Source organism: Gemmatimonadaceae bacterium (assembly GCA_036003045.1).
GTDB lineage: Bacteria > Gemmatimonadota > Gemmatimonadetes > Gemmatimonadales > Gemmatimonadaceae > JAQBQB01.
The window spans coordinates 1-14,169 of record DASYSS010000055.1 but is presented as its reverse complement, the minus strand read 5'-3'; the positions used below and the strand labels follow the sequence as shown (position 1 = coordinate 14,169).

13 protein-coding genes are annotated in these 14,169 nt (G+C 64.5%); 9 read left to right on the top strand and 4 right to left on the bottom strand.

The genetic code is table 11. The annotated features are described in order from the left end of the window. From VGQ44_14500 to VGQ44_14490, 3 genes are all read left to right on the top strand, one after another. Positions 1-231 (top strand): hypothetical protein (locus tag VGQ44_14500; GenBank protein ID HEV8448037.1); only part of this gene is annotated, 231 nt, incomplete at its 5' end. 653 nt (positions 232-884) lie between these two features. Then, the gene (locus VGQ44_14495; protein HEV8448036.1) at positions 885-3,563 is read left to right on the top strand and encodes a bifunctional YncE family protein/alkaline phosphatase family protein; all 2,679 of its coding nucleotides are present in this window, start codon (positions 885-887) and stop codon (positions 3,561-3,563) included. Between the two features lie 66 nt (positions 3,564-3,629). Continuing rightward, positions 3,630-4,532, top strand: coding sequence for a helix-turn-helix domain-containing GNAT family N-acetyltransferase (locus VGQ44_14490; GenBank protein ID HEV8448035.1), 903 nt, complete (start codon positions 3,630-3,632; stop codon positions 4,530-4,532). Positions 4,533-4,712: 180 nt separating this feature from the next. On the opposite strand, the gene VGQ44_14485 is transcribed toward VGQ44_14490, so the two are convergent. Together VGQ44_14485 and VGQ44_14480 are read right to left on the bottom strand one after the other, a co-directional pair. Further along, complete coding sequence (locus VGQ44_14485; protein ID HEV8448034.1) at positions 4,713-6,449, bottom strand: M56 family metallopeptidase; 1,737 nt, start codon at positions 6,447-6,449, stop codon at positions 4,713-4,715. Then, a complete protein-coding gene (locus VGQ44_14480) occupies positions 6,446-6,835 on the bottom strand; it encodes a BlaI/MecI/CopY family transcriptional regulator (GenBank protein ID HEV8448033.1) in 390 nt (129 codons plus the stop codon). The genes VGQ44_14485 and VGQ44_14480 overlap by 4 nt, the downstream gene beginning before the upstream one ends. Positions 6,836-6,953: 118 nt before the next feature. On the opposite strand from VGQ44_14480, the gene VGQ44_14475 reads away from it, so the two are divergent. Genes VGQ44_14475 through VGQ44_14455 form a run of 5 tightly spaced genes read left to right on the top strand, consistent with a single transcriptional unit; the run spans position 6,954 to position 10,234 of the window. Further along, complete coding sequence (locus tag VGQ44_14475; GenBank protein HEV8448032.1) at positions 6,954-7,274, top strand: metalloregulator ArsR/SmtB family transcription factor; 321 nt, start codon at positions 6,954-6,956, stop codon at positions 7,272-7,274. Positions 7,275-7,333: 59 nt separating this feature from the next. Continuing rightward, positions 7,334-8,257, top strand: a complete 924-nt coding sequence (locus tag VGQ44_14470; protein HEV8448031.1) for an arsenite methyltransferase — start codon at positions 7,334-7,336, stop codon at positions 8,255-8,257. Between the two features lie 17 nt (positions 8,258-8,274). Then, positions 8,275-8,751, top strand: coding sequence for an arsenic resistance N-acetyltransferase ArsN2 (gene arsN2, locus VGQ44_14465; protein HEV8448030.1), 477 nt, complete (start codon positions 8,275-8,277; stop codon positions 8,749-8,751). Next, entirely contained in the window at positions 8,709-9,512 is an 804-nt protein-coding gene (locus tag VGQ44_14460) for a metallophosphoesterase family protein (GenBank protein HEV8448029.1), read from the top strand. The genes arsN2 and VGQ44_14460 overlap by 43 nt, the downstream gene beginning before the upstream one ends. Beyond that, entirely contained in the window at positions 9,509-10,234 is a 726-nt protein-coding gene (locus VGQ44_14455; protein HEV8448028.1) for an aquaporin, read from the top strand. Before VGQ44_14460 ends, VGQ44_14455 begins: the two co-directional genes overlap by 4 nt. A gap of 22 nt (positions 10,235-10,256) precedes the next feature. On the opposite strand, the gene VGQ44_14450 is transcribed toward VGQ44_14455, so the two are convergent. After that, complete coding sequence (locus VGQ44_14450) at positions 10,257-11,750, bottom strand: MFS transporter (protein ID HEV8448027.1); 1,494 nt, start codon at positions 11,748-11,750, stop codon at positions 10,257-10,259. A 60-nt stretch (positions 11,751-11,810) separates the two neighbouring features. Continuing rightward, on the bottom strand, positions 11,811-12,782 hold the full coding sequence (locus tag VGQ44_14445) for a polysaccharide deacetylase family protein (GenBank protein ID HEV8448026.1): 972 nt from the start codon (positions 12,780-12,782) through the stop codon (positions 11,811-11,813). 281 nt (positions 12,783-13,063) lie between these two features. Between VGQ44_14445 and VGQ44_14440 the strand changes: the two genes are divergently transcribed. After that, on the top strand, positions 13,064-14,169 hold a 1,106-nt coding region (locus VGQ44_14440; protein ID HEV8448025.1), incomplete at its 3' end, for a transglycosylase domain-containing protein.

Below are 14,169 nucleotides of genomic sequence, written 5' to 3'. Positions count from 1 at the left end.
GTTACCAGTGCAAAGCGCGACCACATCCCCAATCGCATCTCGTTCGCGGCCGCCGACGAGTTCGACGATTATGACGGCAATATTCAGATCGCGGAGTTAAACGCGTTGAACGCAGCTCTGGCTGTGATCAAGTGGAAGAAGCTGCGCGGGTTCTACGCGGCGAATCGCAATGAGCACTTCACGGTCTATACCCTCAGCGAGAATGACCTCATCAACAACGACTTTTCATGACTCGCCGCACCAGCCTCGCCCACGAGTTCGTCGAGTACGTACCGGAGAAGGTGGAAGAGGGCAAGCTTTACGTCAGCATACCATTCAAGGTGGCGATGCACCTCTGTTGCTGCGGCTGCGGAGTCGAGGTCGCCACACCGATTAGCCCCGCCGACTGGCAGCTCACATTTGACGGCGACACGATAAGTCTCTGGCCATCTATCGGTAACTGGGGGCTCCCATGCCGATCGCACTACTGGATCGAAGAAGATCAGGTTGTATGGGCGGCCGCTTGGACAAAGAGAGAAATTGCGGCGGCCCGAGTGCGAGATAAGCGGTTGTTAGAGCAGCGATTTGGCTCCCGCAGAGATGCGACTGGAACTGGAGGCCTCACGGTCAGGCGTACCGCCGCAGACGATAGCATGTGGCATAAGGTCAAGCGGCTATTTCGTCATCAAACTCGGGACTAGTCCGCTGCTGTCATGGCTGCGTTTATGGCGTCAGCCGGCCCAAACCCGTCGGTTAGCGACCGCGACCGGGCGACGGGTAACGTGTTCGTCCAAGGCGGCCCGTCGACAGAGGCGGGGCGTGCGGCCCCCGCCGGCCGCTGATACGTTGAAAATCCGTTCGCCGCCATCCCTCCCGTGCACGCCAAGGCGCCAAGCCGATTCAACATGTCCGCCGTCCTTCTCCTCACCGCCTTCCTCCAAGCCCCCGCGCAGACCCCCGCGCGCCAAATCATCGACCCGGGCGTGATCGCCACCGGCCAACGCATCACCCCCGCCGGCGTCCAATCCGTCTTCACCGGCAAAGTCGCCGGCGTCCGATTCGGCGCCTCGTCGCAAGACATCGTCGTCGCCGTGCCCGGCTCCATCCAACACGTCGCGTGGCGGGACAATCGAGTCATCTCGCGCGCCCGCGTCGACGGACGCCCTGGCATCTACGCGCTCGCCATCGACCCCGTCACCCACCGCGTCCTCTCGTCCTCGGTCGGCCGCATTGGCGCCACCACCGGACCGAACGCGCGACGAAATCCGGCAGTCGCGCAGCTCCAGATCTTCGACGGCAACGAGTCCGGCGACTCGGTCGCCGCCGCCGCCAACTCCGGCGCCCTCGGCGACTATATGGTAGGAGCACCCGCCGTCGCGCTGAGACCCGGTCCCAACGGCAAGCGCCTCGCCGTCCTCCCGCTGCCCGCCAACGATTCGCTCGCCGTCATCGACGCCGATGCCGGATCTCTCATTCGCAAAATCGCGCTCGGCGTCGAACCCGTCGCGGCCGTCATCTCCGCCGACTCGCGCGTTGCCTACGTCTCCATTCTCGGTGGACCCAAGCCGAAGCCGGGCCAGCGCGCCGCGATGCAGACCGACGAGCCGCGCGCTGAAGCCGTCCGCATCGACGCACGCGGCATCGCCGAGCCGGGAAGCGTCGCGCGGGTCGACCTCGCAACTGGAGCAGTCACCGACATCACCGTCGGACGCCACCCCACCGCGCTCGCCTGGGACGAATCGAGCGCGAAGCTCTATGTCGCCGCCGGCAACTCCGACTCGATCACCATCGTCGACACGCGCCGCAACACTGTCGCCGGCAACATCGCGATCGCTCCCTTCCGTGATAGAAAGCCGGGGCTGGCGCCCACAGCGCTCGCCCTCTCACCCGACAACGCGACTCTCTACGTGACACTCGGCGGCGTGAACGCGGTCGCCGTCTACGATGTGGGCGCCACGCCGACGCTCAAGGGACTCGTGCCGACGTCGTGGTACCCGTCGAGCATCGACGTGAGTCCGGACGGGAAGTACATCGCTGTCGGCTCACTCTTCGGGCCCGGCGCGGGCACGGGCACGCTGCACCAGAAGACGTCGCGCTACGTGTTCGCGACGCGTGGCTCGGTGAACGTCATCCCCGTGCCGACCGACGCGGAGCTCGTCGCGTACACGACCGCCGTGTCGGAGAACGACAAGTTGGCGCTCGCGACGATCGGCGGAATCCTGCCGCCGGAGATGATCAGCGTACCGGCGGCGCGCGCGGTGCCGCAGATCCCGGGAGACTCCTCGCTCGTCAAGCACGTGGTCTTCATCGTCCGCGAGAATCGCACGTACGACCAGGTGCTCGGCGACCACGAGATGGGGTCGCACGACTCCTCCCTCGTCATGTACGGCAAAGACGTAACGCCGAACGCACACGCGCTATCGCGGGAGTTCGTGACGCTCGACCACTTCTTCGTCAACGGCGGCAATTCGGCCGACGGTCATCAGTGGGTGACGCAGGCAAACGAGACCGAGTACCCGATGTGGCCCCTCTATTTCGGACGAAGCTACCCATCGGAAGGGATCGACGCGCTCACGTACTCGTCGGGCGGATTCCTCTGGGAGGCGGCGCAGGCAAAACGGCTGTCTGTAACCGTGTTCGGCGAATACGCACCGTCAATCGCAAATTCTAGAGATTCGGTGCGCCGCGCGATGTTCGCGAAGTACAACGAGCACCCGAACGACTTCGCGCTCCATCGCAAAATGCTCGAGGCGCGCTACAACACACACTCCGACATTCCGTCGCTCGATCGCGCACTCGTGCGCGAGTATCCGGGTTGGACGCAGGAAGTGCCCGACGTCGTGAAGGCCGGCGACATCCTCGCGCACTTGGGCGATTGGGAAAAGGCGAAGGCAATGCCCAATCTCACGATGATCATCCTGCCGAACGACCACACGGAAGGAACGTCGGCCGGCTGGTGCGTCCCACGCGCCTGCGTCGCCGACAACGACTACGCGCTCGGCAAAATCGTCGAAGGCTTGAGCAAATCGTCGTTCTGGAAAGACATGGCGATCTTCGTCGTCGAGGACGACGCGCAGGACGGCGTGGACCACATCGACGGCCATCGCACAGTCGCACTCGCCATCTCACCATACACAAAACGTGGAACGGTTGATTCGACGATGTACACGCAGCCAAGTATGGTAAAAACGATCGAGCTGATGCTCGGCTTACCGTCGATGTCGATCTTCGACCTCGTCGCGACCGACATGCGCGCCAGCTTCATCGCCCCCGGCGAGAAACCCGACCTCGCCGCATACACGGCGCTCGCGCCGCAGATCTCGTTGCTCGCCGAGAACCCGAAGCCGGCGTCGATCCAAGGCCGGTTCTCGAAGGAGCGACGCTCGGCGGCCGTGGCTTCGTCTCGAATGATGCTCGACAGTCCGGACGAAGCACCGGCCGAGCAGCTCAACCGGATTCTCTGGCACGACGCGCGCGGCTGGGACAAGGCGTATCCGGCCGTTCGACATGCGATGATGTTCCCGTTCGCGGTCGATGTTGCTGATGAGGATCGGCGGGAGAAGGGCCCGGTTCGCAAGAAGTAGGGAGGGCTCGCCCCTCTTGCGCACGACCGCCGGCACCTGCATGATCTCTGACCGAGGTCAGAGATCATGGCCGACGCCGCCATCGACCAAGTCCGCCGCTTCAACCGCGTCGTCGCCGAGCGCATCGGCGCGCTCGAGGATCATTTTCTCGGACGATCGCGTCCGCTCGGCGAGGCGCGCCTGCTCTGGGAGATCGGCCCCGGCGGCGCCGACGTGCGGGACCTGCGCGGGCGGCTCGGGCTCGACTCTGGGTACGTCAGCAGGCTTCTGCGACTGCTCGAGCGGCAGGGACTGGTGACCGTCCGTATCAACGACGGCGACGCGAGAGTTCGGCGCGCGATGCTCACCAAGCGCGGGCTCGCCGAGCGCCGCGAGCTCGACAAGCGATCCGACGTCGTCGCCCATCGAATGCTCGAGCCGCTCGGCGAGAAGCAACGCGAGACGTTCTTGTCGGCAATGTCGGAGATCGAGCGGCTGCTGCAAGCGTCGATGGTCCGGTTCGACGTCGAGGATCCGCGGACGGCGACGTCGCGATGGTGTCTGTCGCAGTACTTCGCCGAGTTGAACGAGCGTTTCGACGTCGGCTTCGATCCGGCGCGCAGCCTCTACGCCGACACCCGCGTGTTCACGCGCCCGAGCGGCGCGTTCGTGGTCGCACGCGTGCGAGGCCGCCCGGTGGGGTGCGGCGCCGTCAAATTCAAGGGAAAGCTGCCGGCCGAGTTCAAGCGCATGTGGATCGCGAAGGAGTCGCGCGGGCTCGGACTCGGCAAACGCCTTCTCGATGCGCTCGAGAATCAGGCGAGAGCGGCCGGCGCGAAGGCGGTGCGTCTAGAGACGAATCGTACGCTCAAGGAGGCGATTGCCATGTATCGCCAGGCGGGATACGTCGAGATCGAGCCGTTCAACGACGAGCCGTATGCGCATCACTGGTTCGAAAAGCGGCTTAGTGGCGCGAGGAAGAAACGATGAACGCAAACGCAAACTGCTCAGCGCAGAGACGCAGAGGACGCAGAGGTTCGCAGATGGACTGCTTTTGATTGGAACGACCTCGGGGAGCTTCGAGCGCTTGGTGGCTCCCCGAGGCCGTTCAATAAAAAGTCGCTGCCGTCAACTGCCCAGGCTCACCGGAGCTTTCCTACCGCGAGGATCTCATTTCTTGAGATTGAACTGAAACGGCATCTGCACAAACTGTCTCACGGGCTTCCCGCCGACGAGAGCCGGGTTGAACCGGTAGTTCCGAATCGCCATGCGGACCTCCTTCGCGAAATCTTCGTTCGTGGCACGCAGGATTCGGAAGCTCGTCGAATCGATGGAACCATTTTCGTCGACGATGAATTGCGCCAGGACTTCGCCAGGCGTCTTCGACTCGCGCATCGCGTCGGGGTACCGCGGTGACTGGTTGTTGGCCGGTGAGACGGGTTGCTCGACCTGGTACTCGAAGTAGACACCTTTGGGGAGGGTCATCTCCTCCTTGCGAACCCCATCAAGAACGGTCTTGGTTCGGATTGCGTCGGAACCGTCTCGCGTCGTCCGCACGGTTCCTCGGCGTTCACCCCCGCGCACAAGGTCAGCCTCGACCTTTCCCAACTCGGGATGCGTCACCGCAAATCCCACAGAGCCATTTGATCCGCCGGGACCGTCATGATTGAGGTTGAACTCGAATGGCATTTCCACGACCTGCTTCACGGGTTTGCCGCCAACCTGGGCCGGCGAGAACCGGAGATTGGGGATGGCTGCGCGAACGCTGGGGATGAACCGTTCGTCGGTCCGGTTGAGCACTTGGAACGTCGGCATCATCGCTCGGCCGGTCGTGTCCACGACGAAGCGCGTGACGAGCTTTCCTTCGATCTGTTCGTTGCGCAGCAGCGGAGGATATTCCGGGCTGGGATTCCCCGGCAAAAGCTCCGCCGGCTTCTCGACCTGGTACTCCAAGAAATCTTGGTTGTCGGTCACGGGAATCGGCTTGCCTCTGGGGCTCGTCGGGCCGGTCGTGTCGGACTGGAGCGAGCAGGCGAAGACGAGTGCCGCGACGGCGAGCGCGCTGCCGCCGTAGATCGTCACTCGCGCGAGACGTCGAGTTGCGGGACGCATGGCGAGGATCCTCCGTTCGAGTAAGGTCGTTGGTTCGGTGAGCATCGGCGAGAAGAGTGTCGGTCCGACCGAGCGCCGCTGTGCGATCGTGAGCATCAGCATTCCATAGCGCTCGGTGGACGGATGCGCGCGAAGAACGCGCGCATCGCAATCGAGCTCGATGGCGAGACGGAGCCGCCGCGCTTGAATCCAGAGCGCGAGGTTCCACGGCATGAGCGCCACGCCGAGGGCGGCGGCGAAGAGCAGATACGGATCGCGCGCGCTGCGGTGTTCTTCTTCGTGGCGCAGCACGATCGCGCGGAGCGGCGCATCGAGTGAGAGAATCCACTCGGGGATCACGACGTCCATCGATCGCAGGCCGATCACCGCCGGGCCGACGTTCTTCGAGAGACGAACGGACGTTCCATCGACGTCGGTCGAGCTCCACGTGCCGCGTGTGCGCCGCAGCGTCAACATTGAACGCGTCAAACGGAAAAGCAGGAGCGCGCTCAGCGCGAACCACCCGTACATGAACGCGCGGTCCACGTTCTCGCGGTTCCACACGCTGGCGCGCGTCCGCATGGCCGGCGACTGCACGGTGATCGTGAACGGAATCACCTGCACCGGCGCGACGGGTTTCGGCGCGAGCTGGATGGCCGCCCGGCCAATCGGCAAGGCGATCGACAGGAGCAGCGCCGAGAACCAGATCATGCGCACCGGGCGCGCGCGCGTGATGGCCACGCGGTCGAGTCCAATCGCGGCCAGCGTCACCAACACGCCGACGAGCGCGGTGTACAGCATCCAAGAGGCGATCATGACTTGGATCCTCCCTTCTTCTTCCCGCGCGGCGCGAGCAGGGCGCGAAGACGCTTGAGGTCCGCCGCCGAGAGCGACTCGTCTTCGACGAGCTGCGCGACGAGCTGCTCAGGCGAGCCGTGAAAGAGCTTGTCGAGCACTCGGCTGAGCGCGTTTCTGCGAGCTGCCGTGCGCGCCACCTTCGCCACGTAACGGTGCGCTTTGCCTTCAGCCGTGTGCGTCACGAGCTCCTTCGCCTCGAGGTTGCGGAGGATCGTGAGGACGGTGGTGTAGGCGAGGTCGGCGGGGAGCTTGGCGCGGACCTCCGAGACCGTTCCCGATCCCAAGTCCCAAAGGACTCCCATGACGTCCAGCTCGCGGTCGCCGAGTACGAAGTCGTCGTCCATGCCTGGCCTCTACTATGGTCGTAGTAGATAATACGGTTAGAATCCCGGCTTGTCAACTATCAGCTTAGTAGATCGGCCGTGGGCTTGTCGCATCAAAAACTGTTGATATGTTTCAACCATGGCCGCCACCGCCGAGCTCCAGAAAACCGCCCGCCTCTGTCACGCGCTGTCGGACAACACGCGTCTCGAGATCGTCGAGATGCTGCGCGACGGTGAGTGCTGCGTGTGCGAGTTGCAGGACGAGCTCCGCGCGGCGCAGTCGCGGCTGTCGTTCCATCTAAAGGTGCTCAAGGACGCCGGGCTCATCACCGATCGCAAGGAAGGACGCTGGGTTTATTACGCGATCGACTCCGATGCGTGGGACGAGCTTGCGGACGCCATTGGTTCGCTCAAGCCGTCGCGGCGAGCGTTACCGGTGCGAGGGGCCGCGTGTGACTGATGTCCTTTTTTTTGTCCGACATATCAACCGATTTTGATGATATCAAGAAGAGGAATACGATGACCATCGACGGGGTGCGGGAGAACGTGCGTGAGCGATACGGAGCGATTGCGCAGCGAGTCGCCGACGGGGCGACCGATGCGTCGTGCTGCGGCGAGTCGAGCGGGTGCTGCGGATCGACCAATGAGACGTGGGATCCGATCACCGCGGACCTCTACGAGGCCGGCCAGACGGCCGGGCTTCCCGCCGCGGCGTTGTTGGCATCGCTCGGCTGCGGGAATCCGACGGCGCTCGCCGAGCTGAACGAAGGTGAAACGGTGCTCGACCTCGGATCGGGGGGTGGAATCGACGTGCTGCTCTCGGCGCGGCGAGTCGGACCGACGGGCAAGGCATACGGCCTCGACATGACGGACGAGATGCTCGCGTTGGCGCTGGAGAACAAGGAGAAGGCCGGCGCGACGAACGTGGAGTTCCTCAAGGGACACATCGAGTCGATCCCGCTACCCTCGAACACGGTCGACGTAATCATCTCGAATTGCGTGATCAACCTCTCGGGCGACAAGCGTAAGGTGCTCGCCGAGGCGTTCCGCGTGTTGAAGCCCGGCGGACGCTTTGCCGTGAGCGACATCGTCGTGCGAGGCGGCCTCCCTGAAGAAGTGAAGGCGAGCATGCCCCTGTGGACCGGTTGCGTCGCCGGTGCACTCGAGGAAAACGAATTCATCGAGCTGCTCGGCGCCGTCGGGTTCCACGACGCGAGCGTAGAGCCGACGCGCGTCTATTCGCGAGACGACGCAGTCGCCCTCCTCACCGGAACCGGCGTCGACGTCGCGTTGGCCGAGCAGGTCGAGGGGAAGGTCATGAGCGGGTTCATTCGGGCGACGAAGCCCGGCGCGCGACCGGTGAAGCCGAAGTTGGCGCTGTCGCAGCTCGGCAAGGACCCGGCAACGCGCGATTGCGGCTGTTCTTCCGACTGCTGCACATGAACGCAGCGAGGTGAAAGGTGAAACTGACTGACGAAGGCGTCGCGTCGATCCGGCGGTCGACGATCGACGATCTACCAGGCATTGAGCGTCTGCTCACGGAGTCGTCTCTGCCGACGGCCGGCGTGGCGGACATGATGGCGAAAGACGCCGCGAGCTTCTACGTCGCTGAAGCGAGCGGGCAAAGACATCCCATCGTCGGTGTCGCCGGACTCGAGGCGTGCGGCGAGAACGCGCTCCTGCGTTCGGTGGCGGTTCGGCCGGAGTGGCGGAGCCGAGGCGTGGGCAACGAGCTCGTCTCACGGGTCGTGTCGGACGCGGAGGCGCGTGGACTCAACGCGCTCTACCTGCTGACGCTCACCGCCGAGCGCTACTTCCCGCGCTTCGGCTTCGAGCGGGTCGAGAGAAAGGCCGTGCCGGCGGCAGTGGCCGAGACCGTAGAATTCAAATCAGCGTGCCCGGACACGGCGACGGTGATGATGCGGCGCTGTTGCTGATGCGCCTTGCGCTGATCTCCGACATTCACGCGAATCTGCCGGCGCTCGACGCCGTCCTCGCCGATATCGCGCGGAGAGGCGTCGACGCGACCTATCATCTGGGCGATCTGGTCGGCTATGCGCCGTGGCCGAATGAAGTCGTTGCGCGGCTTCGTGACGCGAACATTGCGGGGATCTCCGGCAACTACGACTCGACGGTCGCGACGGACTACAAGCACTGCGGCTGCCGATACGAGGATCCTCGGCAGGAAGAGTTGTCGCACGTGAGCTACGCGTGGACGCGAGCGCACGTGTCTCCGGATACGAAAGCGTTCCTCGGCGCGCTGCCGTTTCGAATGGATGTGCGGGCTTTGGGCGGGCACGTCACTGGCCCGACGATCACTCTGGTGCACGGCACGCCGCTCAACAACGTGACGTATTGGACCCAAGACCGCCCCGATTCATTCTGCGCGAAAATGGCAGAAGCAGCGGGCGCCCGACCCGGTGATTTGATCGCATTCGGTCACACCCACGTTTCGTGGCATCGCGTCGTCGAAGGAATCCACTTCGTGAACACCGGGAGCGTCGGCCGGCCCAAGGACGGCGACTGGCGCGCCGGCGTCGTCGTTCTGGACGTTTCCGTGAGGGGCGGCATCGAGGTCGAGTTCGCGCGCGTCGAATACGACATCGATACCGCGATGGACGCGATTCAGAAGAGCGATCTGCCGGGCGATTTCGCCGAGTATCTGCGATGCGGGGGCAAGGTGCCTGCGGCGAGATGAGTCTCGCGCCGACGATGCGCCGCTACGCCGCCGAGTTCATCGGCACGTTCATTCTCGTTGCGCTCGGGCCGGGCGCGGTGATGGTCTCGGCGTCGACGCACGCGTTTGGAAGACCGGGCATGGCGCTCGCGTTCGGGCTTGCGGTGACGCTCGTCGTCGCCGCGACCGGCCACGTCGGCGGCGCGCACATCAATCCCGCCGTCACGCTTGGACTCTGGTCCGTGCGCCGTTTTCCGAGCCGCGATGTTCCGGCCTATGTAATCGCTCAATGCCTTGGCGCCACCGCTGCATCGGCGCTGCTCGTGTGGATCCTGGGTCCCGTTGGCAACTTTGGCGCGACGGTTCCCGCGATCCCCACGTCGCGCGCATTCGTCGTCGAAGCCGGATACACCGCGCTCCTCGGCTTCGTCATCATGGGCGTCACCAGCCCACGAGTGGCGCCGAGCGTGGTTCCGTTCGCGATTGGCGCGACGATTTTCGCGGGCGCTCTCGTGACCGGTCCGCTCACCGGGGGGAGCTTCAACCCTGCTCGATCCCTCGGCCCCGCGATCGTCGGCGGCGCGTGGACCGCGCACTGGCTCTATTGGGTTGCGCCAATTCTCGGGTCGATCGTCGGGATGCGTGCGTACACGATTGTCGACCCGGATGGTGCGGACTCGAGGATGGCCGAACGCGATCGGAGCGTTCAAGTGTATGTCGACGAAGCGGGCATCAACAATTGATACGCGGACACATGCCCGTCGGCTAAGCAATCATGAGCCCGATCAGCGCGGCGGCCAACGCCAGCGAGCCGACCAATAGCATCACGACGCGATAAGCGCCGACGAACGAAGAGTCGACGGCGCCGCGAATTTGCTCACGCTCCGCGGGCGCCACGGAAGTCAGCGAGTCGAGCTTCATGCCGGCCATCTTCGGCAGCTCGCGCTGAACCTCGGCGCGCGCAGCCGGCGACAGTGAGAGAGACGCGAGCCTCGGCGTGACGCGCGATTCGAAGGAGCGGGAGAGGATCACGGCGAGCACCGCGATCGCGACGAGGCCGCCGATGCGCGCGACGGCGTTGTTCACGCCGGAGGCGACGCCGGCGTGGGTGCGGCCGGCGGCGGTCATCACCGTCGTCGTGAGCGGCGCGACGGTGATGCCCATGCCGATTGCCAGCACCACCATCGGCGTGAAGTACGCGATCCAGTAGGAATCGCCGGAGAGAATGCTGAAGAGCGCGAGTCCGACGGCTGCGACTCCGGGACCAACGGTGAGCGGAATGCGGTGGCCGATGCGGTCGACGAGGCCACCGGCCCATCGCGACATCAGGAAGAGAATGATGGTGAACGGGAGCAGCGACGCGCCGGTTTGCGTCGCGGTGAAGCCCCCGACCTGGATCATCATCAGCGGCACGGCGAACAGCATCGACGAGAGCGCGCCGTAGAGCATGAACGTGAGCACATTCGTGAGCGAGAACGTGCGATTCTTGAAGAGGCCAAGGGGGAGCATCGGATTCTTCACGCGGTGCTCGACGAGAACAAAGGCGACGAGCGCGAACACGCCGATCGCGATCGTGCCGCTCGTGAGAACGTGTCCGCCCCCGACCGCGGGCCAGGCGAGGAGTCCGTAGACGAGTCCACTCAGTCCGATGACGGTGAGTGCCGCGCCGAGCCAATCGAGCGCGCCTTCGCGCTCCGGATCGCGCGATTCGTCGACGTGAAGCGCCGAGAGCCAGACGACGATCACGGCAAGCGGCACGTTGAGAAAGAAGACGGCGCGCCAGCTCCAATGTTCGATCAACCATCCGCCGAGCACGGGGCCGATGGCGGTCGTCACGGCGCTCACGCCCGACCAAGTACCGATCGCTCTGCCCCGCTCCTTGTCGTCGAACGCGGCGCTCACGAGGGCGAGACTACCGGGCGCCAAGAGCGCGGCGCCGACTCCCTGGAACGCACGCGCGGCGATGAGGAGCTTGGGGTTCGGCGCGATGCCACAGAGGACCGACGCGAACGAAAAGAGATAGACGCCGACGAGAAAGACCCGCTTGCGCCCGAGTTGGTCGCCGAGCGATCCGCCGACGAGGATGAGCGAGCCGTAGAGCAGCGTGTACGCCTCGATCACCCACTGCACGTCGGTGATCGTCGCGCCGAGGTTCGCCTGGAGGGCGGGGAGCGCGACGTTGACGGCGGTGCCGTCGATGAACGTCAGGCTCGACGCGAGGATGGACGCGACGAGCGTCCACTGCTTGGACGAAAGCAAGACCGGTGGGTATAGGACGGCGGGGCGTCGATCAGAACCGACGCCCGTAATCCTACCGCGCTATTTCACAAAACGCGATTTCGCGGCGTCGAGCTGGTCGAGCACTTTGTGGATGTCGTTCCCCACGGCCTGCACGCGCGTGATCGAGTGCGGGTTGAACGCGGGGTCGAACGGGCTCTTGGTGGGACCGCCCGCGACCTCGAGCACCGCGTCGAACTTGTAGTTGTGCGTCTGCTTGGTTTTGGGGTCGGTCCACGTGCCTTCCCACGCGAGCTGCTTGTTCTTCGGCCAGATCCCGTACGGCAGCGCCATCGTGCGAACCTTGTAGCCGGGAACGGCGGAGTCGATCGCCACGGCGTTGGCGCCGATCTGCTGCTGAACGACGGCGTCGCTGTACTTGTTCAGCATCGCGTGCCACACGGTGTGGTCGCAGAGCTCGAATCCGTTGTCGGCGAGCCATTTCAGTTTTTGAAAGCGCCACTCTTTCTTTTGTCCCTCGAACTTTGGACTATCGCCAAAGAAATTGTGGCCGGCGGAAGCGCCGTTGAGCACACAAAAGGTCCCGCGGTTTTTCCAGCCGGGGTGCGTCTTGGCGAAGTCGAGCCAGATGCCGACGCCGCTCGTCGGGTCGATCGTCAGCTTGCCGTCGACGCCCTGGATGTACCGGAACTGGGACGGCGACGCGTCATCGAAAACGAACACTACCGGCGACATCCCGGCCGGCACGTCCGAGAAGTCCTTGTCGAGCAGCTGGGCGATGGTGATCGGCCGGTAGCCGCGCTTGTACACATCCTCTAAATCGGCCTTGAAGCTCTCGGGTGTGCGCGTATACAGACTGTTTTTTGTGCCCTCGATCACATGATACTCGAGGACCGGGATTCGCCCCGCGTGATTGGACGGCAGTTTCGCCGAGTCAACCGGGCCGGCGCTCGCCGCGAGAGTTCCGCTGGCGGTGTCCGCATGAGTAGCCTTGGAGACTTGCGCCTCGTGGCTGCCACCAATGCAGGCCAGTGCCACAAATGCTGCCAGCATCACGGAACCTTGGACCGACGACGACATAACTTGATTTTGCGTTGAGTTGTAGGGCGAGGAGCGCCGATTTGGCCCGCCGGCGCTCAGGCCGGAAACATGCGTATGGGACAGGCGTACCATATCTATAGTAGCATGCCCTCCATCACCCACCTGCCCCTCATACCGCTGTGACTTGGCTCGCGCGATTGAAGCAACGCCTGCGCCGCGACCCGAGTAATTCCTCGGCTGTCTCACGGCTTCACTGGCCCTGGCTGAGCCTGCTGTTTTTGGCCTGCGCCGGTGTGATCGCATTCGACTCGTGGCTGGCGACCTGCGGCTTTTACGGCTGCCCCAGCCGCGCCGACATCCGCGCCTTCCATCCGAGCGAAGGCGGCAATGTCTACGACCGCGACGGCAGACTCCTCGGCCATCTCGAGAACGTGCGGCGCGTGAACGTGCCGCTCTCCTCGGTGCCGCAGAACGTGCGCAACGCGTTCGTCGCCACCGAAGACCGTCGCTTCTACGAGCACAACGGCCTCGATTGGCATGGTGTGCTTCGCGCCGTCGCGCGGAACTTCAGCGCCGGCGGAATTCGTCAGGGCTTCAGCACGATCACGATGCAGGTGGCGCACAACAGCTTCCTGCAGGATCGCTATCACGGCCGCTCGCTGCGTCGAAAGCTCGTCGAGCTTCGCATCTCGCGGCTACTCGAAGCGGAGCTGACGAAGGACCAGATCCTCGAGCACTACCTCAACGTCATCTACCTCGGCAACGGGGTGAACGGCATCGAGGCGGCGAGCAAAGATTTGTTCGGCAAGGACGCGAGCAATCTCACGCTGCCTGAGGGTGCGTTGCTCGCCGGCCTGCCGAAAGCGCCGTCGTCGTACACGCCGCGGCGGAATCCGACGCGGGCCGTGCAACGCCGAAACGTCGTGCTCACGCTGATGGCCGACCAAGGGTACATCACGAGACCGCAAGCAGAGATGGCGGAAAAGACGCCGTTGCGGATCGCGGAGAACGAATGGCGTCCGTCGATCACGCAGGAAGCGAGCGCGCTCGATGCTGTTCGCGCGCTGGTAGATTCGGTGCTCCCCGACGTGCTCAAGGAAGGCGACGTCAACGTTTACACCACGTTGGACGTCACGCTGCAGCGCGCCGCGGACCGGACCATGATCAAGCACTTCGCGTCGATCACGGCCGAGACGCGCGACACGTACGGCCATGTACCGGACCAGGTGCAGGGCGCACTGGTCTCGATGGATCCGACGAACGGCGACATCCGCGCGCTCGTGCCGGGGCGTCGCACGCAGCGCGGTGGGTTCAACCGCGCGTTCTATGCGAAACGGCAGCCAGGGTCGGCGTTCAAGCCGTTCGTGTACGCCGCGGCGCTCGCCGCGGGATACAAGAC